Genomic DNA, 24,285 nt, shown 5'->3' with positions numbered 1-24,285 from the left:
CCCCCCGCCCCCCCGCCCCCCACCGACACCGCTCCCCCATCTCCCGCCGCCTCGGGTTCACGGCGGTCCTCGCCGCCGTCGTGATGGGCGCCGGTGCCCTCGCCGCCGCGCCCGCGACGGCAGGGGTCGCGTCGACCCCCGGCATCTTCGCCGATGACCTGAGGCCGGCCGTCGCGGCCGACTCCGACCGGGACGCGGTCGAACTCGGCGTGAAGTTCGCCCCGCAGAAGGACGGCGCGGTCACCGCGCTCCAGTACTACCAGGGCGAGCGCGCGTCCGGCGTGACGACCGCCACCCTGTGGTCCTCGAAGGGCGACGCGCTCGCGCGTGTCCGCTTCCCGGCATCCGGCACGGAGGGCTGGCGCACCGTCTCCCTGCCGGCCCCGGTCGCCGTCACCGCCGGCGAGACGTACGTGGCCTCCTACCACGCGCCGACGGGCCGCTACCCGGTCACGGAGAACGACCTCACGAGCGCGCGCACGCAGAACGGCTTCCGCCTCGACAGCGGCGCCGGCGTGTACACGTACGGGCAGAGCGCGTTCCCCCGACAGACCTACCGCGGGTCCAACTACCTGGTCGACGTGGTGTTCCGCGCCGGGGCGACGAGCCCCGCGAAGCCGACGCCCACCCCGACGCCGACCCCGACGCCGACCCCCACCCCGACGCCGACACCGACGCCGACGCCCACTCCGACGCCGACGCCGACGCCCACACCGACTCCCACCCCGACGCCGACACCGACGCCCACGCCGACCCCCACCCCGGCACCGACCACGCCGCCGGCCACCTCGGGTGTGGGCTGGACGGTGAGCCCGTCCACCGTGGGCCTCGCACCGCAGGGCCTGTCGTGCGAGTCGCTGCCCCTGTACACCGGCAGCAGCGAAGTCCCGCGCGGGACGGTCATCTCGGGCATGCGCGTGACGACTCCGCTGGACCTGTCCGCAGGCGCGATCACCATCGACAAGAGCTGCATCCAGCCCACGTCGATCGGTCGCGGGATGCCGATTCTGCACACGCAGAACTACAACACCTTCAAGATCACGCCCGACACCGTGACGATCCGCAACAGTGAGATCACGGGCTCCCAGCTGAGCACCGAGTCCGCCGCGTGGGCTACCGGCTTCATGGGCATCGCGAATCTCTCCGGCAACTACTTCCACCACATGGGCAGCGGTATCGCCATCATGAAGTCGGGAGACACCCTGAACGGCCTGGTCGAGCGCAACTACGTGACCGACCTGATCGCATGGGGAAACGCCGCGACGACCGGTAACCACACCGACGCGTTCACGGTCCGCGACTTCTCGGCGTCCCAGCGTCCGGATCGCCAGCTGACGATCCGGAACAACCGGTTCAACTCCGACTCGGGCAACGACACGGGAGCCCTGTTCATCCAGTCCTACTCGGGGCGCATCGACAACGTCGTGATCGAGGGCAACTACCTCGAGGGCGCCGGCTACCAGCTGGGCCTGAATGAGCTGAACTCCCCGTACAGCAACCTCCGCGCCACGAACAACCGCTTCAGCGGCACCGGATTCGGAGCCACCTACGCGCAGCGCGGTCCGGGCTGGGCGCAGTGGGAGGACAACTACATCTACGACAAGAACGCGACGGACGGCAAGGGACGTCTCGTCAGCAAGCCCTGGCCCTCCGCCTAGGACCGGGCGCCTGGAATCGTGAGGCCGTCGTGACCGATGAGGTTGCGGCGGCCTCGCGCATGCGCGTGGGCTTCCCGGATGATCTGCGCATGCCCGGCCATCATCGCCGCAATCCCTGACGGGCCGGCCCCGCTCCCTGCCGCCGGAGCGGGATCGGCGCGGGAGGCCCCATCGCTGCGCGCGAGCTGAGCGACACGCGTCACCGCCGCGATCAGATCCGCCGCGTTGTCCTGTCGCGCGGAACGGCGACGCGCCCGGGCGACGCGGGCGTCCGTCACGGATCCGGCTTCCCCGGTCGCGTTCGGGATGAGGACGGATCGGTCGGGATGCCGGGCGACGAGCTCGCGCGCCCCGCCGACATCGCTGAGCACGAGGGGAAGGCCCGCGGACAGCGCTTCCGTGGCGGCGACCGGCCAGCCCTCGAAGAAGGAGTTCAGCAAGAACGCGTCCGCGGCTGCGAGCAGGGTCGCCGCATCCGAGTTGGCGAGCAGGTGCACGCGGTCGCCGTGCGGACTCGACCGGCGGATGCCGTCGGCGCGCCCCAGTTCAGCCCAGTCCGAGGGCTCACCCGCCATCACGAGGCGGATCGGCACGCCTGTCGCATCGATCGCCCGGAGGAAGGATGCGACCGTGCCTGCGATGTTCTTCTGCGCGTCATAGCGGGCCAAGCACAGGAAGACGACATCGGCTGCCAGGTCCACTCCCAGCACGTCTCCGAGCTCCGCCCTCGCCGCTGTGCGCTGCGGATGACCCGTGGCGTTGCGCCCCGGCGCCTCGTTGGGGACGACCCGGAACCGCTCGCCGAGCGCCGGGGAGACGTGCCGACGGTGGAAGTCCCGGACGACGCCGCTGACCGCGATCGCGGCGTACGACCGGTGCATGAGGGTCTCGAAGGCCCGCCAGCGCGCGCGGGTGAAGTGGATCTCCGTGTTGTGCAGCACCGGGATCAGCGGGGTCTCCCCCGCGATGGCCAAGCGCTCCAGTGCGGGTGCGGCGCTGTGCAATTGGATCACGTCGGGGTCGGCTGCCCGAAGCGCTGCCAGGGCGGTGCGTTCGTCCTCGACGGAGAACACCTCGACGCCGCGGGCGCGCAGCCGACGGGCACGTGTGCCGTCGCCGAGGCAGACCACGATCGGATGCACCCCCTGGGCCTCCAGTCCGGTCGCGAGCATCTCTACGACGGCGCCCACGCCTCCGATGTCGAGCCGGTCGGCGGCCAGGACGCACCGGAGGTCGGCGGGCCGCGGTGACGTGACGGCGGCAGGCCCGGAGGCGGCCGGCGTGTCCCGAGCGAGGAGTGCGGGCAGCGGCCTGCGGAACAGCCGGGCGGTGATCCGGTGCACGTACGCATAGCGCAGGCGCGGCGGCAGGAGGCTCGTCGCGTCGACGATCAGGCCGAACAGGGTGGCCCGCACCACGCCTGCGCCCCGCGGGAATCGGCGCGGCGCCCCTGTCACCGGGGCCTCCGCGGAGGGACGAGACCCGCGAACGGGCGCTGACGTCTTCCCGACCAGAGCGGTGCGACCCGCTCGGCGTCCACGCCGAACAGCGCCCACATGCCGGCGCCCTCGGACACCCCGACGACATCCGGGCGTGCTCCCTCGACGAGGGTCATGAGATCCGCCTCCCGCAGATTCGTGACGACGATCGCCTGGTCGTGGTGCCGTCCGGCGATCTCCCGGCGAGCCTGATCCGCGGTGACCGAGGCGGCGGAGTACGGGACCTCGTGACGGACGATCCCCTGGAGGCTGGTCGGGGCGGCCGCGTCCTGGATGACATCCAGCGCCCGCAGCGACCGCGCTCCCGTGAGGCGGACGACATCGTCGATGAGGAACCGGATGTCCGCGATCACGGCATCCACCGCCAGAGAGCGCACGACGAGGGACTCGCGCGTCCACGTCCGCATCCCGGACACCCGCCTCCGCACGACATCCACGGATGGATGGATCCCCGGCCGACGGATGGTGCCGCAGGTCGTCTGCAGGGGGAGGAGCTCCGGATAGGACGCTCCGATCCACGCGTGCGCCCGGTCGAGGTGCTGCAGGTTCGTGGTCAGGCTGTTGTGGGTGAGGGGGATGTCGGCGACCGTCGCGCGCAGACCGCGCCGGCGCACCCGCGCCGAGTACTCCACCGCGTACGCGTGCCAGCCGAGGTCTGCCACGTCGGCGAGCGGCTCCGCGACGGCGTCGGTGCGCCGGAGCGCGAAGAGCACCTCATCCATCGACTCGACGTCGCGGGGCTCGGGCGCGGGCTCCCCCAGAGCCATGATGCGGTCCCGGATCCGGCCCACGATCCGACCGCCGTCATCGATTCCGACCGCGCCGATCACGCCGATGTCCGGCGACGCCATCAGCACGTGCGCGACCTCTTCGAGGCGGACGAGCGAATGAAGGTAGACATCCTGGTGGGCGAAGACGACGACGCTGTGCCGGGCCTGCGAGGCGCCGTGGTTGAGGGCCGCCGCGGCGGTCGCGAACGACCCGTCGCGGTTGTCGACCGCGATGAGGTCCGTGGCGGGTGCCGCCGCACGACCGTCCGTCACCGACCGACCCAGACACGCCCCCAGCACCTCGGGGTCGTTGTAGACGCACACGATGGACACCGGTGTGCGCGCCGCCGGGATCATGGCATGCATCTCAGCTCTCCTTCGGCTGCCGGCGTGTGAAGCGGCGCCATGGGGATGACCGCCGCACGAGAGTGACGACATCGCGGGGCACCTCCGGAGCCATGAGCGCAGTGACACCGAGGTGAACAATCACGATCACCGCTGCAGCCACCACGATCACGAGGAAGGAGTTCCACGCTGCAGTCGTCGCCGTGATGAGGAGCCCCCCGCTGCCGGATAAGAACACGGCGACGATCAAATAGCCGAAGGGACGACAAACGATCGAGAGCCGCGTACCAAGAACCCGGGCTGTGAGGAACCAACGGACGATCGTCGCCAAGACGCACACGGCGACGAACCCCATCGCTACTGTCGTGAGCCCAAACGAAACCGTCCCCACCGTGACCCCGAGAGTCAGAGCATCCACGATGATCGCGTAGATCAGCCAGAGCCCCGGTCGACCGAGCCCGTAGAAAAGCCCATGATCGAGCGCGGCGGCGACGGTCATAGTCGCAGCGAGCGCGAGAAGCTGCGCGACCTGCGCACTCGCCTCCCACCCCGGCCCGAACACGATCGGAATCAGCATGGGAGCAGTCACCGCGATGACAGTGAGGGGGAGCGAGAGCGCCGCATATGATGTAGTCAGGGCACGCAGGTATGCCTTCCGGAGGCGCTCCGGGTCATCGCGCAACCGCGCGAAGGCTACGGTCGTAACGGGAATGATGGCGCCACCTGTAAGGTCTTGCACCACTTGCACAAGGCGCTGCGCGACGCTCAGATAGCCCAACGAAACGATCCCAAGCACGGCGGACACAACGGCAGCCTCAGCCCATGCTCGCAGCATGGCAATGAACTCAACTCCGAGAACCTTCGCCCCGAATGCAAGCATGCGCCGGAATTCTGCTGCGGAGAAGTCTCGAGTCGGCGCCCATCGTGCGGAGAACCACGCGAGGCTCGTCGTCACCACCGGAGCCACGAGGCTTTGCCCGACCAACGCCCATACGCCGAAACCACTGAACGCCATGGAGAGGGCGACGACCTGTGCAACCACGGCTGCAATCGCCCCTTGTGCTGCCAGCCGCTTGAACAGCATCTTTCGCCGGAGGATAGCCATCGGCACTGAGCCGACAGCGGTCAGCAGGACCCAAAGCGACAAGACCTGCAGGACCGGAACGACCCGCTCATCGCGGAAGGCAGCACCGAGGAGGGGAGCAACGGCGACGAGCAACCCGGCGAGAGTTGCACCTGCCACAAGCGAGAACCACCAAGCCGTGCTGAGCATCCGTCGGTTCGCTCGGTCGACTTGTACGATGTAAGCCGCGAAGCCCAGGTCTGCCACGAGGAAGAAGAACGGCAGCACCGTTGAAGCCGCGGCAACCGTCCCGAAGTCCTCGGGACTGAGCAATCGGGTGAGCACCGCAATCGTGACGAACCCCAGCAGCCGGGTCGCCCACTTCTGCATGGTGAGCCACAGCACCCCGCTGGCAGCACGACGTCCGACGTCGCCGTCGGACTCCCTCTCCCCCGCCGGATCGGCCGCACGCATCCCGCTCGGATGAGTCACGTCAAACACCCCACAGCCGATGCCGGCGCCAATGGAGACGGCTTTGCACATCGCGGCGCGTACGGCCGGCAAATGCCCTGAGGCCCCCGTCGCCCTGCGAGCGCCGCTGGACTGCACGCCACCGGCGAGAACCCACGAGTCCCGGGTCGATTTCCATCGCCAAGTCCAGAAGCGGCTGCGGATCGCGCCCGGCATCGATGTCCAGGTGCGCGTTGAAGAGGGCATCGGCGGCGAGCGCACGACGGTAGGTGGCGGCGAACCGGTCGGCGACTTTGATGCTGGCCCTGCGCTCCGCTAGGAGGAGCTCGAAGGCGTCCCTGCGTGCGTGCACGTCGTACAGCGCGCCAGAGTGGATAGTCGCCCGCATGCTCGCGTCATGCACACGATAGAGCCCCTGCACTGCCCCGCGTATGTGAGCCACCTGCCCACGTGTGGCCAGGGAAAGCCACAGATGCAAGTCGCTCGTCCCCGGGATCTCGGGCCGGTGCCCGCCCGCCGACTCGAGTGCACTACGCCGTATCACGACCTCGGGTTGGGAGATGGGATTACGTGCATGACGAGCGACGAGCATGAGCCATTCCTCGCCCTCCCACACTCGCACGCCGCGCGCTCGCATCTGAATCTCAGTAGGTAGTGGGCCCCGAACGTGTTCGACGCCCCCATAGACGAAAGCTACGTTCGGATGCCGGACGAGTACGTCTGCCGCGCGGCGCAACGAGCCCGGTGTTAAGACGTCATCCGCGTCGAGCTTCACCACGAAGTCCCCTGTCGCAGAGTTCAATGCCTCGTTGAACGTGTCGATGTGCCCGCGGTTAGCCTCGTGGGCCACCACCCGCACTCGTCGATCGCGCCGAACCCACGCCTCAGCACGAGCCCGGCTGCCATCGGTCGACGCGTCGTCTACGACCACAACATCGACGTCGACACCCTCCTGGTTCAGCGCAGACTGGATCGCGTCATCGATGTAGTCGACGTAGTTGTAACAGGGAATGACCACCGAGAAAGTGGGCTGCGACTTCGACGTCCGCCGCTCCGCTGGTGGTCGTCCAGTCGCTCGGCGAACCACATCGCGCAGCCCGGGCAAGCGAACCGAGAGCGCAGACTTCGCGAGCTCGAGCGTCAACCGCGCCGGCTCTCGTACGCGGCGACCTCGAGTCGGTCTCGCGGCCGTTGTCTCGCTCAGGTAGATGTCGGCCAAGGTCGCTGCCGCGCGCGTCAGGCTGTAGTTCCGCGTGACGAGATCTCTACCGAACCGCCCGAGCGCCGCCAACTCGTCATCACTCGCGTCCAGGAGTCGGGTGAGTTCAGCAGTGCAACGTTCGACCGAACGCGGTGCATCACCGACGCCGTACCAGCCCTGCTTCAGGAAGGTCGGCGCCGAGTGCTCGTCTGCAACGGCCCAGAATCCAGCCTCACCTTGAACGAGGAGCGGTCGCCCCACCGCCATCGCCCGAAGGGCAGAGCCACCCATGCCCACGGCGACGTCGGCCGCGAGGTAGTACGGTAGCGGGTCCATCCGCTCGCCCAGAAGGCGAACGACTTCGCGACCCGCCTGGGCATTGGCCTGCGCTGCGGCGCTGGCAACGAGACGACGCGAGTCGCCGTCGCCAACGATCGCGAGCCGAACGTTCCGGTTCTTCGCCAACGCACCGACCGTTTCGGTCAACACGAGTAGTCCCTCGAGCTTCAGCATCTGTGCGAGTCGCCCGACCACTACGACGAGCGTGTCATCGGCTTCGGCACCGCATTCCGCCCGCGCGGCGGCGATCTCCGAGTAAGGTCGCGCGGCGGGGTGGAACAAGCCGGTGTCGACCGGCGGCTCAAGCAGGTATGCACGGCGCCCCTCGGCGATCGCCCGGCCGGTCAGCTCACGCGTTCCCAGCACGAGGGGCACAGCGGGGGGGAGCAGATAGGGGTAGTCCATCGACAGAATGGTGGACAGGAGCGGAATACCTCGGCCGGCGACGACTGAGTATGCGGCATCCACCGTCGGCATCCATTCATAGGTGTGCACGAGGTCCGCGTCCACTCTGCGCGCGAGAGACCACAGCTCACGCATGCGCAGCGCTGAGACTGCGTTCTCTCGAAGTTTGGTCAGGTGAAGCTGCACGCCCGCTCGTCTTGCTCGATCAGCCAGGACACCGTCGGGCGCGTAGAGGATCAATTCAATTCGCGGGTCAGACGCCATCGCTTCAACGAGCTCGAGCGCGTTGATCTGGCTACCCCCGAGTTCCATGCTGTGCGGTGCCACGAGCACCCGCAACGGGCGGGGCGTGTTCATGAGCGCAGCGCCGCCCGCAGCGCCGCGGCGACGCGACCCTGCTGCGACTCGGTGAGGTGCGGGAACATCGGCAGTGACAGGATCGCGCCCGCAGCGGCCTCCGCGACGGGGAAGGCGCCCCGCGCGACCCCGAGTCCCGCATACGCCTCGGTGAACGGGACGGGCGTCGGGTAGTGGATGCCGACGCCGATCCCGGCCGCGCCGAGCTCGGCCATGACGCGGTCGCGGTCGTCCACCCGGACGACATACACGTGCCAGACGTCCTCGTTTCCGGGGCGCACGGCCGGGAGCCGGACCCCGGGGATGTCGGCGAGGAGGTCCGCGTAGCGGTCGGCGGCCGCGCGCCGCGCCGCGTTCCAGTCGTCGAGTCGGCGCAGCTTGGCCCGCAGCACCGTGGCCTGCACGGCATCGAGCCGGGCGTTCACGCCGATCCGGTCGTGCACGTACTTGACCGAGCTGCCGTGGGCGCCGAGGTTCCGCACGATCGCGGCGATCCCCGCGTCGTCGGTCATGACGGCGCCGGCGTCGCCGGCGGCCCCGAGGTTCTTCCCCGGGTAGAAGCTGGTGGCCGCGACCGTGCCCAGCGCGCCGGCGCGCCCCGCGGCGCTCACGGCGCCCTGCGACTGGGCCGCATCCTCGACGACGACCAGGCCGTGACGTTCGGCGAGCGCGATGATCGGCTCCATGGGGGCGGTCTGCCCGAACAGGTGCACCGGGGCGATCGCCCGCGTGCGCGGGGTGACGGCCGCGGCCACGGCATCCGGGTCGATCAGCAGGAAGTCGTCATCCACGTCGACGAACACCGGCACCGCGCCGACCCGCGAGGCCGCCTCCGCGGTCGCGATGAACGTGTTGGCGGGCATGATGATCTCGTCGCCCGGCTCGACGCCGATCGCCCGATACGCGAGTTCGAGCGCGTCGGTGCCGTTGGAGACGCCCACCACGTGCTGGACGCCGATGTAGTCGGCGTACTCCTGCTCGAAGGCATCCACTTCCGGCCCGCCGATGAAGGCGGCGGATGCCAGCTGACGCCGCCAGACCGGCAGGACGTCGTCGACGATCTCGGCCTGCTGTGCGGCGAGATCGAGAAAAGGTACGGTCATGTGTGCTCCCCCGGCACTCGTGCGGACATGGATGCCCGTTGCTGTCTTCACCTGTGACTCCTCAAGGGCCGGGCCGGCACACCTGCCCAGGTGTCCCCCGCCGGCACGTCGTCGAGCACTGCTGCTCCCATGCCGACGGTGGCGCCGGCGCCGATCCCGACGCCCTGCCGGACCGCGGCGTTCATCCCGAGGTAGGCGGCTTCGCCGACCCGGACCCCACCGCCGAGCGCGACCCCCGCCGCCAGGGTCGCATAGTCCTCGAGGACGTCGTCGTGCGTGATCGTGCAGTTCGGCATGACGACCGCGTGGGCGCCGATCGCGGCATCCGCCGTGACGACGACCCCGTCCAGCAGGATGCTGCCGGGCCCGATGCTGCTCGTGTCGCCGACCCGCGCCGAGCGGGCGACATACCGCGCGTAGCGTTCCGCGGTGACGTCCTGATCCCGGAGTCGCTGAACGATGGCGCGTCGCGCCGCGCCCTTTCCGACGCACACGATCAGCTGCTCGTCCCGCGCCGCGGCGTCGTCGATCCCGCCGACGACCGGGACGCCGCCGATCTCGGTGCCGTGCAGCGCCGCGTCGTCGTCCAGGATCCCGACGACACCGGTGATGCCGGCCGCCAGTACTTCTCTCGCCAGGCCGCTTGCCCCCACAAGCAGCAGCCCGGCGCTCATCCGAGCGCCTCGGTCACGGGATCTCGCAGCACGTCGATGACGCGGTCCTGATCGGCCTCGGTGAGGGCATGGTAGACCGGCAGGATCAGCGTGCCGTCGGTGATCCGCTCGGTGGCCGGCAGCGACCCGTCCACCGCGAGATCGCGGTACGGCGCCTGGCGATGCGCCGCCATGATGCCGCGCCGCGCGGAGATGTCCGCCCGCGCGAGCGCCTCCAGCAGGCCGTCCCGGTCCGTGGGGTAGTCATCCTCCACCTCGACCCAGAAGGACTGCACGTTGCCGGTGCCGTACTCCGGATCGGCGACCGGCCGCAGCCCGGGGATCCCGCGGATCGCCGCGCGGTACCGCGCCGCGATCTCGCGACGCCGGCGCACGATCTCGGGAAGGCGCCCCAGCTGCACGAGCCCGACGGCAGCCTGCATGTCGGTCATGCGGAAGTTGTATCCGACTTCCGAGTACTCCTCGGCCGGCGGGAGGACGGAGCCGTGGCGGTCGGCCGCCGACACCGTCATCGCGTGCTCGCGCAGCCGGCGGGCGCGCTGCGCCCAGTCCCCTCGGGTCGTCGTCAGCATCCCGCCCTCACCCGTGGTGAGGAGCTTGCGCGGATGGAACGACCAGGCCGCGATCGTCGCGCCGGCGCCCACGGGTCGCCCCTTGTAGGTCGATCCGGCGCCGCAGGCGGCGTCTTCGATGACGACGATGCCGTAGGTGTCGGTGGCGGTGCGGACATCGTCGATGTCGACGGGCACGCCGCCCTGATCGACCGCGATGACGGCCTTCGTCGCCGACGTGATCGCCACCCGCACGGTCTCGCCCGTGAGGTTCCCCGTGATGGGGTCGACGTCGGCGAAGACCGGGCGCGCACCGACGTAGCGGACCGCGTTGGTCGTGGCGATGAACGACAGCGACGGCACGACGACGTCATCGCCCGGCCCGACCCCCGCGACGATGAGCGCGAGGTGCAGGGCCGTGGTGCAGCTCGAGGTCGCGACCGCGTACGGCGCCTGCATCGCCGCGGCGAACTCCTGCTCGAACTGCGCGACGCGCGGCCCCTGCGCCACCCACCCGCTCGCGATGACCTCCGCGACGGCCTCGGCCTCTTCTCGGCCGAGCCAGGGGACCATGACGTTGATGCGCTCGCTCACGCGGTCACCGCCACGCGGCCGGCCGCGATCTCCTCACGCAACGGCCGCCACCACTCCACGAGCTGACGCAGGCCCTCCTCGAGCCCGATGGTCGCCTCGAACCCGAGGTCACGCTTCGCGGCGCGGGTGTCGGCCAGCCGGCGCACCACGCCGTTGACCGGGCGATCGGGACCGTGCTCGACGCCGAGGTGCTCGGCGCCCATCACCCGCAGCAGGGCCTCGGCCAGGTCGAGCAGGCTCGTCTCCGTGCCGCTCGCGATGTTGTAGGTGCCGTCGACGACGCCGCTGCGGGCGGCGAGGACGTTGGCGCGGGCGATGTCGGGAACGCAGACGAAGTCCATCGTCTGCTGCCCGTCGCCGAAGATGAGCGGCGGGCGGCCGTCGGCGATGCGCTCCATCCAGCGCACGAGCACTTCCGTGTAGACGCCGTGGACGTCCATCCGGGGGCCGTACACGTTGAAGTAGCGCAGCAGCACGTAGTCGAGGCCCTGCATCGCGCGGAAGCTGCGCACCAGCCCCTCGTTGAACGTCTTGGCGGCGCCGTAGATGGTGTCGTTGTTCTCGTGGTGGTGGCGTTCGTCCGTCGGGAAGGTCTCGGCCATGCCGTACACCGATGCGCTCGACGCGGCGATCAGCTTCGAGACCCGGTGCCGCGCAGCGGACTCGACGACGTTGAACGTGCCGTCGACGAGCACCTCGAGGGCGAGGCGGGGGTCCTCCGCGCACTGCGTGATGCGGATGGCGGCCTGGTGGAAGACGACATCGGTGCCGGCGACCAGGTCGTCGACGAGACGCGCGTCGCGGATGTCGCCCTCGACGAGGACTGCTCGCCCGGTCTCCAGCGCGGCGTCGAGGTTGGCGACCCGGCCTCGGACGAGGTTGTCGAGCACGATCACGCGCTCGGCGCCGGCCTCCAGAAGCTGGTCGACGAGTGTCGAGCCGATCGTCCCGGCGCCGCCGGTGACGAGGATGCGGGCTCCTTCGAGCTGGGTCATGCTGCCGCCCTCCGGGGCTGGATGTCGAGGGTGAGGGGTGCCGGCGCGCCGCCGGCACCGAGGCTGCGCTGCGCGGCGTCGAGCACGGAGAGCACGCGCAGGCCGGATTCGCCGTCGGTGCGGGCCGGGCGACCCTCGCGGATCGCGGCGGCGAACTCGCCGACGACGCCGCCGAGTGCCTCCCGCTCGGGCAGCGCCGGTGACCACGTGTCGCCGAGCCGGTAGGAGATGTTCGCGTCGCGCGTGTCTGCGGTGGTGGACTTCGACACCGCGGCGATGTCGACGCCGCGGTCGTAGACGCTGAGCCGCTGCTGCGGGTTGAGGTCGTCCCACACGAGGGTGCGCTTCGTGCCGCCGATGACCATCTGGCGGATCTTCGTCGGGCTCAGCCAGTTGACGTGCACGTGCGCCATCGCGCCGCATTCGAGCGGCATGGCGAGGTAGCCGACGCAGGACTTCCCGGTCCCGAGCGGATCCGATCCGTGCGCCGAGACGGATGCCGCGGCCAGGCCGCCCGGCAGGACGAAGTCCATGATCGACAGGTCGTGCGGCGCGAGGTCCCAGAAGACGTCGACGTCCGGCTGGATGAGACCGAGGTTGATGCGGACGCTGTCGACGAACAGGATGTCGCCGAGCGCCCCGTCGGCGATGAGCTCGCGGATCTTCAGCACGGCGGGCGTGTAGCAGTAGGTGTGGTCGGCCATGAGCACGAGTCCGCGTTCGTTCGCCCGGTCCACCATCTGCCGCCCGCGCACGCGGTCGTCGGCGAGCGGCTTCTCGACCATGACGTGCTTGCCGGCGTCGAGCGCTGCCATCACGATCGGGTGGTGTGTGCGTGCCGGCGTCGCGATCGCGATCGCGTCGACCTGCGGGTCGGCCAGCACCTCGTCGAGGCTCGACGTGATCGGCACGCCGCCCACACCGTCCGACACCTTGCGCGCGCGATCGAGGTCGAGGTCGCAGATGCCTGCGAGTTCCCAGTCCGTGCTCGCCCGGAAGTTGCGTGCGAGGTTGGGTCCCCAATACCCGGCCCCCACCACGACTGCCCTTTTCTTGTCTGTCATGCTTCTCCCCAGTTGCATGTGGCCGTCACCGGCCTTCTTGATACGTCGCGGTCATTCGACCGGGACGAATGTCACGTCCACCCAGTAGTTGTGCGCGGACAGGTTCGCCGGGAATCCGGTCGAGTAGGTGTAGGCGCTGCCCTGCGCCGGGATGGTGAACACGCCGGTCGCCGTCTGGGCGGCCAGCGCGTTCAGATCGACCGCGTAGCGTCCCGTGGTGCTGTGGAGACCGACCCGGTACTCCACGCCGGGCTCGAGCCGGATGGGCGAGGCGAAGGCCGCCTCCTGCCAGCCGTCGGCGGTCTCGTTCCCGACGGTGACCTGGCCCATGAGCTGGCCGTCCGCCCGCCACAGGAATCCGGTGTGGATGCCGGTGTTGGCCGCCCCCTTGTAGAACCGCACGCCGGTGGCGTCGCCGGCGACGTTGACGGTGAACCGCGTCGCCACCTGCACGCTGTCCGGGTCGTTCCACGCGGCGTTCTGCGGTGTGGCATCGCCGAAGATTGTGGCCGCGGCGATCACGGGCGGCTCGTCCACGGTCGTGAAGGTCCAGGTCGCGTCGGTGACCACGACGCCCGCCGCGGTCGCGGTCGCGGTGTAGCCGGTGGACCAGGCCAACGGGTCGGTCGGCGTGAACGTGACCGTGCAACCGGTCTCGTCGTACGCGACCGCACCGGCCACGGGGCCGGTCGGTCCGCTGACCGCCAGCGACGCACCCGTCACGCCGGATGCGAAGGTCGCGGAGACCGCCGCGTTGGGCGCGACACCGGTCGCGGCCGGCGCGGGGGTCGTGCTTGTGACGGCCACGGTGGCCGCAGGTTCGGGCGTCGGCTCAGGGGTCGCCTCCGGCGTCGGCGCCGGTGCAGGCGTCGGGGTCGGCGTGGGCGTCGGGGGCGGCGTCGGTGTCGGTGTCGGCGTGGGTGTCGGGGTCGGCGTCGGTGTGGGCGTCGGGGTCGGCGTCGGTGTCGGGGTGGGTGCGAGCGCCGGGTCGAACATGATCTCGGCGTCGACGAAGTACGATCCCGACTTCCACGACGACAGCGGGAACCCGCCGTTCGGGCCGTAGAAGAACCGGCCGTTGTCCCCCGCCGGGGCGGTGATACTGCCGGAGACGAGTGGCTGAAGGAAGTACTCGCTCGTGTGCGCGTACCGTCCGGTGGCGGAGAAGTACGAGGCCGTGTACGTCGTACCGGGGTTGACCGTCACCGGCTGGGCGAGTTCGGCGCGCTGCCAGCCCGACGCCGTCTCCGCCGTGAACTGCACCTGGGCGAGAACTTCGCCGCCCGGACCCCAGAGGGTGCCGCGGTGGCTGCCCGTATTGGCCGCACCCTTGTAGAACCGGATCGCCGTCACCACGCCGACCTCACTGACCGTGAAGCGCGTGCCGACCTCGACGGGATCCGTATCGGACACCGCGTCCACCTGGGGCAGGTCGTCCCCGAACAGCGTCTGGGTGAGCTTGCCGGTGGTGAAGCGCCACGTCTCGAGTGTGGACGACTGCACCCGAACCGTGACGGCGTAGGTCGTCTCGAACGCGAGCGGCGTCGTGGGCGTGAACGAGAGCGTTCGCGTGCTGCTGTCGAAGGCCGACGCGCCGGCGACCACACCCTCGGGGCCGGTGACCGACATGGTCAGCGATCGGCTGCCGATGTCTCCGTCGATCACGGCCGAGATGTCGGCCGCGTGGGACACCCCCACGGCGTCGCGACCCGGGCTCATGGAGGCCACCGAGAGCGGTGCCGCGGCGTCCGGAACGAATTCGACGTCGACGAAGTAGTTGGCCGAGTTCCACGAGCTGTTCGGCATCACGCCGCCGCTGCCGTACCGGTACCGCCCGTTGGCTCCGCTCACCGTGGTCAGCGGGCCGCTGGTGACGGGGGATGTGAGCGCGCCCGCCGTGTAGGAGTAGTTCCCCTGCGGCGCCAGGTACGACACGGTGTAGACCACGCCCGGGGTCAGGGCGACCGGGGCGCTGAGCACGGCACGCTGCCAGCCGGTCGCCGTCTCGTTCGTGAACGTGACCTGGGCCAGACGCTGGCCGTTGGGCCCCCACAGGCTGCCGACGTGGGTCCCCCCGTTGCCGGCGGCCTTGTGGAAGCGGAGCGCCCGGACCTCGCCGGCGACCGAGGTGGTGAACGCCAGCCCGAGTTCGACCGACGAGGAGTCGGGGTCCTTCGCGGCCGGCGTGGCCGAGGCGAAGAAGCTGATCGGGGCGTCCGGATCGAGGGTCGAGAACGCCCACGAGAACGTCGCGGCCGCGCCCCCCTCCGCGCCGACCACGCCGGAGAGCGTGACGTCGATCTGGGCAGCCGGCGGCAGATCCGTCGCGGGAGTGAAGGTGGCAGTGGTGCCGGCCGCGTTCAGCGCCCAGCTTCCGGCGATCGCCTGTCCCCCTGCACTGACCGAACCGGTGTAGCCGGCCTGGATCGGCGTGTCGAAGGTCGCCGAGATGCTCGCATCGGCCGCCACATCCGTGGCTCCTGCCGCGGGCGCGCGCGACACGATCGTCGGCGTCGCCGGGGCCGTCTCGACGACGACGTCCACGCCGTATCCCGTCGTCGACGTCTGGGTCGGGAAGCCGCCCGAGTAGCTGAACACCGACCCGCCGGCCGCGACCGACAGCGGTCCGCGCGAGTACGCGCTGCCGAACAGCCCGGCGGTCACGGCGTAGCCGCCGGCCGGTGCCGTGTAGGACGCGACATATGTCACACCCGGCTGGATCGTGACGGGCGTGTCGAGCGTGGCGACCTGCCAGCCGAGCGCCGACTCGTTCGCGAACGTCGCCGTCGACAGCAGTGTGCCCCCCGCGGTCCACAGCGACGCGGCGTGCGTGCCGCCGTTCTGCGGTCCCTTGAAGAACCGGATGCCGGTGACCTGGCCGGGCAGCGAGCTGCTGAACTTCACACCGAGCGTGACCGCATCCCGGTCGGCGGCGGATGCGACGTCGGGCACCCAGCTCTCCAGGAACAGCGAGCAGGGGCACACTCCTTCGGGACGCTCCTCCGCGCGGGTCGTGAAGCTCCAGGCGGCACCGTCCTCCAGCGCCACGCCGGCGGCATCGGTGGCCGCAGGTGTGACGGTGTACGTGGTGCTGGCCGCCAGCGGCGCATCGGGCAGATAGCGCACCGTGCGGGTCTGCGCGTCGTAGACGGTCGAACCGGCGACGGGCTGGTCGTCCGGCCCGGTGACCGTCATCGACACCGTCGCGGGGTCGGCCGGGCGGGTGAAGGTCGCGGAGATCGTGGTCGCGACGTCGACGCTCGCCGCTCCCGCCTGCGGCGTCCTGCTGAGGATCCGCAGGGGCGACGTGTCGGACTTGGTGAAGAGCACGTCGACGTAGTAGTTCGACTCGTGCCAGGTGCCGGCCGGGAACTGGCCGGCGATTCCGAAGACCCCGGCCGCGGACGCGCCCACCGCCGACGGAACCGTGACGGGCGTCGAGGGTGTCGCGTGATACGGCCAGTACTGGGCCTTCATCGCGTAGCCGCCGTTGGGAGCGGTGTAGGAGACGGTGTAGTCCTGGCCGGCGATCACCTGGATCGGGACGGTGAACTGTGCGCTCTGCCACCCCTCGGCCGACTCGTTGCCGAAGGTGACGGTGCCGAGCCGGGTGCCGGCTGCGTCCCACAGCGACCCGGTGTGCACCCCGGTGTTGGCGGCACCCTTGAAGAAGCGCACCCCCGCGACGAAGCCGTCGACATCCGGCGTGAAGCGCATGCCGAGTTCGACCGCCTGGGTGTCATCGGCCGATGCCAGCACCGGCTCGATCGCGCCCAGTGCGGAGAAGGGACCGGTGACGGTGATGGACCGCCCGACGCCCGCGGCGCTGAAGTTGGCGCTGTCGTCGATCGCGCGGGCTTTGACGGTCACGGCGCCGGACCCCTGCTGGATGCCGGTGTAGGTCCACGATGTGGTGCCCGTCGCCGGATGCCAGGTGGCTCCCCCGTCGAGGGAGACTTCGACCCCGGCGACGACGCCGCCGACATCGGAGGCGGTCCCCGTCACCGTCACCCGCGTGCCGTTGGCGACGGTCGCGCCCGAGGCGGGACTGGTGATCGTCGTCGTCGGGGCGGTCGTGTCGGCGCTCTTCGTCGCGGCGGTGAGCCCGGCCATGAGCGTGGTCGGCTGGGCGTCCATGTCGGCGAGGAGGTTGACCTGAGCCTGCTGCATGCGCGGGTCGGCGGGTGCTCCGTTGCCGTCGTGGGTCTGGTCGAGGCCCCACGCCCACTGGATGCTCGCCGCCGAGAAGACCAGCGCGCCGCTCGCGGCGCGGTACAGCGTCAGGTGATGCTCGGTGGTTCCCTGGACCACGACGTTGCCGTGGTCGATGAGGTACTCCGGGGTGGGCCCCACGGTGGTGGACAGCCGGATCAGTCCCGCCGGCCGGAAACCGTTGTCGATGTCCTCGTTGGACTCGTAGCCGATCGTGTGCGGCGCCAGCGCGGCCGATGTCCCGGCGGCGAGCGACGCCAGCGGCGTGTGACGCCACAGTCGCGTCTTGCCTTCGGCAGCGTTCACCGTCACGGGAAGGTCGTCGTAGTTGGCGACGTACATCGTGCCGCTGAGAGCGTTCTCCGGCAGGTGGCCGCCTTGCGCGGCGCCGGCGAACCGCGGGTCCCGCCAGGTACCGGTCCATTCGGACGCGGGGTCGATCTTCGCGTTGGCCCAGGTCTCCTTGTACGAGGTGAGCGTGCGGTACGCCGTCGCGGAGCCGTCGATCGACGGCTCGTACCGGACACGCCAATAGGCCTCGTTGCCGGAGAGGAACTGCAGGTTCACTCCGGCGTCGCGGGCCGCCTCGACGTTCGCGCGCTGCCGACCCGACCAGTACTCGTCGTGACCGACCGAGAGATACACGTCGTGGTTCAGCAGCTCGCCGCCGAAGCGGTCGGCGTCGACGCCGGAGATGTAACTGACGTCGTAACCGTTGCGTTCGAGGAAGCGGACCGTCGCGAACTCGGAGCTGAAGTAGAAGTCCCGGCCCTGCTCCCACTGCCGGGTCGCGAACGGCCGGTTGTAGCTCAGCTTGTACGCGCGGCCGTTGCTCCCGCCCTGGTAGAAGCTCGCGCCGCCGTAGGTGTTGTAGGCGTGCCACGTGGTGTCGGCCGTCTGGAACACGATGTCCGAGGTGTTGCCGTCGTTGCGGACGATGAAGATGATGTGGCTCTGGCCGTCGTTGTCGCCGCGCCGCAACACCGCGAGGTAGACGCCGGAGACGGCGGCTGCGGGCACGTTCCATGACGCCGACACGTGCCAGGTGCCGCAGTCGTAGAGGTCGGTCGCGGCATCCGTCACGCACTCGGGCTGGCCGCCGGGCGGCGAGGGCAGCGGGTCGACCGAGTCGATGTATCGCGCGCCCAGGCCCTGATACCAGCCGGTGCGGTAGATGTCGACGGCGTAGTCCGCGGCGTCGGTGTCGATCTTGAAGTCGATGCGCGACCCCGCGTTGACCGAGATGTCGGTGGCGAAGCCCTGGATGCTGGGGTCGCCGGCGCCGTCGATGTCCCAGACATCGGGGTCGGTGCCCGGCTGCCGGTTCTCGCACGCGATGGCGTTGACGTCGGGGCCGCAGGGGCTCGCCGCTTCGGCCGGCTGCGTGCCCGCGACCGCGACGAGCGTCGCGATGAGCAGCGTCAGGACAGTGCCCAGCACCAGTGTGGTCGACCGCGTCAGCGATGCCGCGCCGAGTCCCCCAGGTATCCCCATACTCGTTCCCCAAAAAGCGCGCCCCCGTGAACGACCGGCGACGTGCATAAGCCGGTCGCGACGGCGCCTGAGCGCTGAAGATGCGTGCCTCCCAGTGGCACGGCCCTGACCGGACTCCCCGTTCGGGAGTGTATCCACACAAGCGAGGCGGGCACAATACTGGGCATGAGACGGCTCTCATCTGAGCCGGACCGCTGCCGCTGGGGAGGCCTGCATGATCGATGATGCTCCTGTCGTCCACGCGTCCGCCGACGTCGACGAGCGCGCCGCGCTGGGCCCGCGCACGCGGGTGTGGCACCTCGCGCAGGTGCGGGAGGATGCCGTCCTCGGCGCCGACTGCAATATCGGCCGGGGCGCGTACATCGGCCCCGGTGTCGTGCTCGGCGACGCGTGCAAGGTGCAGAACTACGCGCTCGTCTACGAGCCGGCGGTCGTCGGCGACGGGGTGTTCATCGGGCCGGCGGTGGTGTTCACGAACGACGAGTTCCCGCGCGCGGCGAACCCGGACGGCTCCCTGAAGGGCGGCGACGACTGGCACGCGGTCGGGGTCACGGTCGAGCGGGGCGCCTCCATCGGGGCCCGGTCGGTGTGCATCGCCCCGGTGACCATCGGCGCGTGGGCGCTGGTGGCGGCGGGCGCCGTCGTCACCAAGGATGTGCCTCCGCACGCGCTCGTCGCCGGCGTCCCGGCCCGCCGCATCGGCTGGGTCGGCCGGACCGGCCATCCGCTGCAGGCCGACGGCGACGGGTGGACGTGCCCGGACAGCGGCGAGCGCTACGTCGCCGACGGCGAGGGCATCCGACTGGCCGGGTGACTCAGAGCTTGCGCAGCAGCACGCTGGAGACGGTGTGGTCGGCGCCCTTCTGCAGGATGAGGCGGGCCCGGTGCCGCGTCGGCTCCACGTTCTCGCGGAGGTTCGGCAGGTTGATGTCGTTCCAGAAGCCGAGGGCCTGACGCACCGCCTCCTCGTCCGGCAGGTCGGCGAAGACCTTGAAGAACGAGTTCGGGTTGCTGAACGCCCCCTGGCGGAGGGCGAGGAAGCGGTCGACGAACCACGCCTCGATGTGCGCGATGTCGGCATCCACGTAGATGGAGAAGTCGAACAGGTCGCTCACCGCGACGCCGTGCGGCGTCGTGGGGGGCGCGAGCACGTTGAGCCCCTCGACGATGACGACGTCCGGGCGCCGCACGGTGACGTGCGCGTCGGGGATGATGTCGTACCGCATGTGCGAGTAGAACGGGGCGCGCACCTCGGGGGCGCCGGACTTCACCTGCGTGAGGAAATCGACCATCGCCCGGCGGTCGTACGACTCCGGGAAGCCCTTGCGGTGCATGATGCCGCGGCGTTCGAGCTCGGCGTTGGGGTGGAGGAAGCCGTCCGTCGTCACGAGTTCGACCCGCGGCGTGCCCGGCCACCGGCTCATGAGCTCGCGCAGCAGTCGGGCGACCGTTGATTTGCCGACCGCGACCGAGCCCGCCACGGCGACGATGAACGGCGTCGTGGAGTCGGTCTCACCCAGGAAGTCGGCGGTATCGGCGCCGAGCCGCTTGGTCGCGCTCGCGTAGAGCGACAGCAGACGGCTGAGCGGCAGGTACACCTCGCGCACCTCGGCCATGTCGAGCCGGTCGCCGAGGCCCCGCAGCTGCACGACTTCGGTCTCGCTCAACGGCTGCGGGATGCCGGCGGCCATCCGCGCCCACTCGTCGCGAGGGATCTCGCGGTACAGCCCGCGCGCGGTCGTCTCGGGTGCGGCGTCTTCGCTCGCGACAGTGCTCTCGGACATCGCGCCCCATCGTATCCGCGCCGGGACCCCCGTGCCGCCCACCGGAGGTCACATCCCGGTTACGCCGACGACTACGCTGGGCCCGTGCGCCTGGGAGTCCTCGACATCGGATCCAACACCGTCCACCTGCTCGTCGCGGATGTCCGCCCGGGCGGACGGCCGCTCGCGAAGACCAGTCAGCGCACGGTGCTGCGCCTCATGCGCTACCTCGAGCCCGACGGCTCGATCAGCGAGGTCGGCGTGACGGCTCTCGTGGATGCCGTCACCGAGGCGCGGCGGATCGCCGACGGCGAGAACGTCGTCGAGCTGCTCGCGACGGCCACGAGCGCCGTCCGCGAGGCGGCGAACGGGGCGGAGGTCATCGCCCGCATCGAGGAAGCCCTCGGCCAGGAGCTGCAGGTGCTCGGCGGCGAGTCCGAGGCCCGGTTCACGTTCCTTGCGGTGCGGCGCTGGTTCGGGTGGTCGGCCGGGCAGATCCTTCTCTTCGACATCGGCGGCGGCTCGCTGGAGCTCGCCGCCGGACCCGACGAACTCCCGGAGCTCGCGGCATCCGTCCCCCTCGGCGCCGGGCGCATGACGGTGGAGTTCCTCCCGCAGGACCCGCCCGGCGAAGACGCCGTCGAGGTGCTGCGCGCGCACGCCCGCACGACCCTCGCGCCCGTCGCCGAGCTCATGTCCGGCCAGACCCGCCCCGACCACGTCGTGGGATCGTCGAAGGCGATCCGCTCGCTCGCGAAGCTCGCCGGCTACCCCGTCCCGGGCTGGTCGGGCAACGAGCGGATGCGGATGCCGCGCGCCGCGCTCGGCTCATGGATCCCGCGGCTCGCCCGCATCCCCGCCGCCGCGCGTCAGGAGCTGCCCGGGATCACCGCCGACCGGACGTTGCAGATCGTCGCCGGCGCCGTCGTGCTGCACACGGCGATGACGATGCTCGACGTCGACGAGCTCGAGGTCTCGCCGTGGGCGCTCCGCGAAGGCGTGCTGCTGCGTTACATCGAGTCGCTGTCCTGGAACGAGCCCGGCTGAGTCGCGGCGCGCGCCCCGCCCTCGGCCGGCGGGCACGGATGCGTCAGGGCGGCACGCAGCTCGGGAGGACATGTCGATTGGGGAGGACAGATCCCGCGGTTTTCGACCTCCCGAGGCGTCAACGCCTCCCGAACCGCCGAGCCCCGGCGGCGCATGTCAGCGCATCGCACGGCACTCGGGAGGACATGTCGCTTGGAGAGGACAGATCCCGCGGTTTTCGACCTCCCGAGGCGCCAAAACCTCCCGAAGGCGAAGCAGCGCGACTCCACGCCACGGGCAAGCCCGAGCCCGGCAGGCGCGCCTGACCCGGGCAGGCCGAACCCGAAGCCGCCGTGCAGCCCTCAGCCTTCCCCGCGGACGACCTCGGCCAGCTGGTCAGCGAGGCGCTGCGCGGTCTCGCCATCCGCCGCCTCGACCATGACGCGCACCATGAGCTCCGTCCCCGAGGGGCGCAGCAGCACGCGGCCGGTGTCGCCGAGTTCCGCCTCGACCCGCCGCACGGCGGCGACGACGTCCGGGTCGGTCGCGCGCGAGCGCTCCACGCCGCGGACGTTGATGAGCACCTGCGGGAAGATCGTCATGACGGATGCCAGTTCGGCGAGGCTCTTGCGGGTCCGGGCCATCTCGGCGCACAGGTGCAGGCCGGTGAGCAGGCCGTCGCCCGTGGTGGCGAACTCGCTCATGATGACGTGACCGCTCTGCTCGCCGCCGAGCGCGTAGCCGCCCTCGTTCATGGCTTCCAGGACATACCGGTCGCCGACGGCCGCGGTGACGACGTTGATCCCCTGTGCGGCCATCGCGCGGTGCAGGCCGAGGTTGCTCATGACGGTCGTGACGAGCGTGTCGTCGGTCAGGCGCCCGCGGCGCTTCATCGCGACGGCGAGGATCGCCATGATCTGGTCGCCGTCGACCACCTTGCCGTCGGCGTCCACCGCGAGGCAGCGGTCGGCATCGCCGTCGTGCGCGATGCCGAGGTGGGCGCCGGTGCGCACGACCTCGGCCGCGAGCTTGTCGAGGTGCGTCGAACCGACGCCGTCGTTGATGTTGACGCCATCCGGGTCGGCGCCGATGACGGTGACACGGGCGCCCGCGTCGCGGAACGTCTCCGGGGAGACGCCGGATGCTGCGCCGTGCGCGCAGTCCAGCACGATGTGCAGGCCCGTGAGCCGGTTCGGCAGGGATGCCAGGAGGTGCACGACGTACCGGTCCTCGGCGTCCGCGAACCGGCGGATGCGGCCGACGTCGCCGCCGGTGGGCTGCAGCTTCGGCCCGGCCATGGCCTCTTCGATGCGCTGCTCGACCTCATCGGGGAGCTTGACGCCGCCGCGCGCGAAGATCTTGATGCCGTTGTCGGGCGCGGGGTTGTGCGAGGCCGAGACCATGACGCCGAAGTCGGCGTCGATGTCGGCGATCAGGTAGGCGGCGGCCGGTGTCGGCACGACGCCGGCATCCAGCACATCCACCCCCGACGAGGCGAGGCCGGCCGCCACGGCGGCCGCCAGGAACTCACCCGAGACGCGGGGGTCGCGGGCGACCACGGCGGTCAGCCGCTTGCCGGCGGCCTTGCGCGCCTCCGCAATACGCCCCTGGCCCAGGACGACAGCAGTCGCCTGGGCCAGGGTGAGCGCGAGGTCTGCGGTGAGGGGGCCGTTGGCGAGGCCCCGCACACCGTCCGTACCGAACAGCGCCATCGAGCGATTTAGCGCTTCGAGTACTGAGGAGCCTTGCGGGCCTTCTTGAGACCAGCCTTCTTGCGCTCCTTGACGCGGGCGTCACGGGAGAGGAAGCCGGCCTTCTTCAGCGTCGGGCGGTTGTTCTCTTCGTCGATCTGGTTCAGCGACCGGGCGATGCCGAGGCGCAGCGCGCCGGCCTGGCCCGACGGGCCACCACCCGAGATGCGGGCGATGACGTCGTACGCGTCGGTGAGGTTCAGCACCGTGAACGGGTCGTTGATCAGCTGCTGGTGCAGCTTGTTCGGGAAGTAGTCCTCGAGCGTACGGCCGTTGACCGTGATGGTTCCCGAGCCGGGGACCAGGCGCACGCGGGCGATGGCCTGCTTGCGGCGGCCCACTGCAGCACCGGGGACCGACAGCACCGGACGGGGCGCCGCAGCGGCCTCGGTGGCAGGGGTCTCGGTGGTGTAGTTCTCCGGGGTCTGGTCGATGGAGTCAGCGATCTTCGCCATCAGTATGTCCTTAGTCTTTTCGGCGGCGCTTACTGGGCGACCTGGTCGAAGGTGTACGTGGTGGGCTGCTGGGCCGCGTGCGGGTGCTCGGCACCGGCGTAGACCTTGAGCTTCGTCAGCTGCTGGCGACCCAGGCTGTTCTTGGGGAGCATGCCGCGGACGGCCTTCTCGATGGCGCGCGTCGGGTTCTTCTCGAGGAGCTCGGAGTAGGTGACCGACTTGAGGCCACCCGGGTAGCCGGAGTGGCGGTAGGCCTTCTTCTTCTCGAGCTTCTGGCCCGTCAGCGCGACCTTCTCCGCGTTGATGACGATGACGAAGTCACCGGTGTCGACGTGGTTGGCGAAGGTGGGCTTGTGCTTGCCACGCAGGATGGTGGCGGCGTGCGAGGCGAGTCGGCCGAGGACGACGTCGGTCGCGTCGATGACCAGCCACGAGCGCTGGATCTCGCCAGCCTTGGGGGTGTAGGTGCGCGTCACTGTAGTGCTGCTTTCTTGA

General features: G+C 70.4%; 17 protein-coding genes. 3 read left to right on the top strand and 14 right to left on the bottom strand.

Annotated features, from left to right (window positions below):
• Positions 1 to 1,658 (top strand): DUF4082 domain-containing protein (locus BR85_RS15570; protein ID WP_036275438.1); only part of this gene is annotated, 1,658 nt, incomplete at its 5' end.
• Here the strand turns inward: BR85_RS15570 and BR85_RS15020 are convergent.
• Genes BR85_RS15020 through BR85_RS14285 form a run of 10 tightly spaced genes read right to left on the bottom strand, consistent with a single transcriptional unit; the run spans position 1,655 to position 18,795 of the window.
• Positions 1,655 to 3,076 (bottom strand): glycosyltransferase family 4 protein, encoded by a 1,422-nt coding sequence (locus BR85_RS15020; RefSeq protein WP_051526424.1) that lies wholly within the window; start codon positions 3,074 to 3,076, stop codon positions 1,655 to 1,657. The genes BR85_RS15570 and BR85_RS15020 overlap by 4 nt on opposite strands.
• Positions 3,077 to 3,111: 35 nt before the next feature.
• Positions 3,112 to 4,293: a glycosyltransferase gene (locus BR85_RS14330; RefSeq protein ID WP_028497258.1), complete on the bottom strand. Its 1,182-nt coding sequence runs from the start codon at positions 4,291 to 4,293 to the stop codon at positions 3,112 to 3,114.
• A gap of 1 nt (position 4,294) precedes the next feature.
• Entirely contained in the window at positions 4,295 to 5,878 is a 1,584-nt protein-coding gene (locus tag BR85_RS14325; RefSeq protein ID WP_166657824.1) for a lipopolysaccharide biosynthesis protein, read from the bottom strand.
• Positions 5,829 to 8,108, bottom strand: a complete 2,280-nt coding sequence (locus BR85_RS15015; RefSeq protein WP_081782835.1) for a glycosyltransferase — start codon at positions 8,106 to 8,108, stop codon at positions 5,829 to 5,831. The genes BR85_RS14325 and BR85_RS15015 overlap by 50 nt, the downstream gene beginning before the upstream one ends.
• Complete coding sequence (locus BR85_RS14310; RefSeq protein ID WP_028497257.1) at positions 8,105 to 9,211, bottom strand: DegT/DnrJ/EryC1/StrS family aminotransferase; 1,107 nt, start codon at positions 9,209 to 9,211, stop codon at positions 8,105 to 8,107. The genes BR85_RS15015 and BR85_RS14310 overlap by 4 nt, the downstream gene beginning before the upstream one ends.
• A 47-nt stretch (positions 9,212 to 9,258) precedes the next feature.
• Positions 9,259 to 9,885 carry a NeuD/PglB/VioB family sugar acetyltransferase gene (locus BR85_RS14305; protein ID WP_028497256.1) on the bottom strand — a complete coding sequence of 209 codons (627 nt, stop codon included), beginning with the start codon at positions 9,883 to 9,885 and terminating at the stop codon, positions 9,259 to 9,261.
• On the bottom strand, positions 9,882 to 11,009 hold the full coding sequence (locus tag BR85_RS14300; RefSeq protein ID WP_036273224.1) for a DegT/DnrJ/EryC1/StrS family aminotransferase: 1,128 nt from the start codon (positions 11,007 to 11,009) through the stop codon (positions 9,882 to 9,884). Before BR85_RS14300 ends, BR85_RS14305 begins: the two co-directional genes overlap by 4 nt.
• A gap of 17 nt (positions 11,010 to 11,026) precedes the next feature.
• Positions 11,027 to 12,025 (bottom strand): SDR family NAD(P)-dependent oxidoreductase, encoded by a 999-nt coding sequence (locus tag BR85_RS14295; RefSeq protein WP_028497254.1) that lies wholly within the window; start codon positions 12,023 to 12,025, stop codon positions 11,027 to 11,029.
• Entirely contained in the window at positions 12,022 to 13,089 is a 1,068-nt protein-coding gene (locus BR85_RS14290) for a Gfo/Idh/MocA family protein (RefSeq protein WP_028497253.1), read from the bottom strand. The genes BR85_RS14295 and BR85_RS14290 overlap by 4 nt, the downstream gene beginning before the upstream one ends.
• Before the next feature lie 51 nt (positions 13,090 to 13,140).
• Positions 13,141 to 18,795: a DUF4082 domain-containing protein gene (locus tag BR85_RS14285; RefSeq protein WP_081782834.1), complete on the bottom strand. Its 5,655-nt coding sequence runs from the start codon at positions 18,793 to 18,795 to the stop codon at positions 13,141 to 13,143.
• 214 nt (positions 18,796 to 19,009) lie between these two features.
• Here BR85_RS14285 and BR85_RS14280 point away from each other — a divergent pair, with 214 nt between their 5' ends.
• Positions 19,010 to 19,609 (top strand): acyltransferase, encoded by a 600-nt coding sequence (locus BR85_RS14280; RefSeq protein ID WP_028497252.1) that lies wholly within the window; start codon positions 19,010 to 19,012, stop codon positions 19,607 to 19,609.
• Between the two features lies 1 nt (position 19,610).
• Here BR85_RS14280 and coaA read toward each other — a convergent pair whose 3' ends face one another.
• Positions 19,611 to 20,579 (bottom strand): type I pantothenate kinase, encoded by a 969-nt coding sequence (gene coaA, locus BR85_RS14275; RefSeq protein ID WP_028497251.1) that lies wholly within the window; start codon positions 20,577 to 20,579, stop codon positions 19,611 to 19,613.
• 84 nt (positions 20,580 to 20,663) lie between these two features.
• Between coaA and BR85_RS14270 the strand changes: the two genes are divergently transcribed.
• A complete protein-coding gene (locus BR85_RS14270; RefSeq protein WP_028497250.1) occupies positions 20,664 to 21,605 on the top strand; it encodes a Ppx/GppA phosphatase family protein in 942 nt (313 codons plus the stop codon).
• A 341-nt stretch (positions 21,606 to 21,946) separates the two neighbouring features.
• Here BR85_RS14270 and glmM read toward each other — a convergent pair whose 3' ends face one another.
• From glmM to rplM, 3 genes are read right to left on the bottom strand one after another with little or no spacing between them, the layout of a single operon-like run.
• The gene (gene glmM, locus BR85_RS14265; protein ID WP_028497249.1) at positions 21,947 to 23,296 is read right to left on the bottom strand and encodes a phosphoglucosamine mutase; all 1,350 of its coding nucleotides are present in this window, start codon (positions 23,294 to 23,296) and stop codon (positions 21,947 to 21,949) included.
• Between the two features lie 8 nt (positions 23,297 to 23,304).
• Positions 23,305 to 23,790: a 30S ribosomal protein S9 gene (rpsI, locus tag BR85_RS14260; protein ID WP_028497248.1), complete on the bottom strand. Its 486-nt coding sequence runs from the start codon at positions 23,788 to 23,790 to the stop codon at positions 23,305 to 23,307.
• Positions 23,791 to 23,819: 29 nt separating this feature from the next.
• Positions 23,820 to 24,266 (bottom strand): 50S ribosomal protein L13, encoded by a 447-nt coding sequence (gene rplM / locus BR85_RS14255; RefSeq protein ID WP_028497247.1) that lies wholly within the window; start codon positions 24,264 to 24,266, stop codon positions 23,820 to 23,822.
• Positions 24,267 to 24,285: the final 19 nt, after the last annotated feature.

The organism is Microbacterium sp. UNCCL10, assembly GCF_000746195.1.
In the GTDB taxonomy this organism is placed as follows: domain Bacteria; phylum Actinomycetota; class Actinomycetes; order Actinomycetales; family Microbacteriaceae; genus Microbacterium; species Microbacterium saccharophilum.
The sequence above is the reverse complement of the archived record's forward strand: the minus strand, read 5'-3'. Positions and strand labels throughout refer to the sequence as shown.

Coding starts and splice junctions, on each gene's coding strand:
- BR85_RS14330 (WP_028497258.1), bottom strand. CDS start 4,293: ATGCATGCCATGATCCCGGCGGCGCGCACACCGGTGTCCATCGTGTGC.
- BR85_RS14325 (WP_166657824.1), bottom strand. CDS start 5,878: ATGTGCAAAGCCGTCTCCATTGGCGCCGGCATCGGCTGTGGGGTGTTT.
- BR85_RS15015 (WP_081782835.1), bottom strand. CDS start 8,108: ATGAACACGCCCCGCCCGTTGCGGGTGCTCGTGGCACCGCACAGCATG.
- BR85_RS14310 (WP_028497257.1), bottom strand. CDS start 9,211: ATGACCGTACCTTTTCTCGATCTCGCCGCACAGCAGGCCGAGATCGTC.
- BR85_RS14305 (WP_028497256.1), bottom strand. CDS start 9,885: ATGAGCGCCGGGCTGCTGCTTGTGGGGGCAAGCGGCCTGGCGAGAGAA.
- BR85_RS14300 (WP_036273224.1), bottom strand. CDS start 11,009: ATGGTCCCCTGGCTCGGCCGAGAAGAGGCCGAGGCCGTCGCGGAGGTC.
- BR85_RS14295 (WP_028497254.1), bottom strand. CDS start 12,025: ATGACCCAGCTCGAAGGAGCCCGCATCCTCGTCACCGGCGGCGCCGGG.
- BR85_RS14290 (WP_028497253.1), bottom strand. CDS start 13,089: ATGACAGACAAGAAAAGGGCAGTCGTGGTGGGGGCCGGGTATTGGGGA.
- BR85_RS14285 (WP_081782834.1), bottom strand. CDS start 18,795: ATGGGGATACCTGGGGGACTCGGCGCGGCATCGCTGACGCGGTCGACC.
- BR85_RS14280 (WP_028497252.1), top strand. CDS start 19,010: ATGATCGATGATGCTCCTGTCGTCCACGCGTCCGCCGACGTCGACGAG.
- coaA (WP_028497251.1), bottom strand. CDS start 20,579: ATGTCCGAGAGCACTGTCGCGAGCGAAGACGCCGCACCCGAGACGACC.
- glmM (WP_028497249.1), bottom strand. CDS start 23,296: ATGGCGCTGTTCGGTACGGACGGTGTGCGGGGCCTCGCCAACGGCCCC.
- rpsI (WP_028497248.1), bottom strand. CDS start 23,790: ATGGCGAAGATCGCTGACTCCATCGACCAGACCCCGGAGAACTACACC.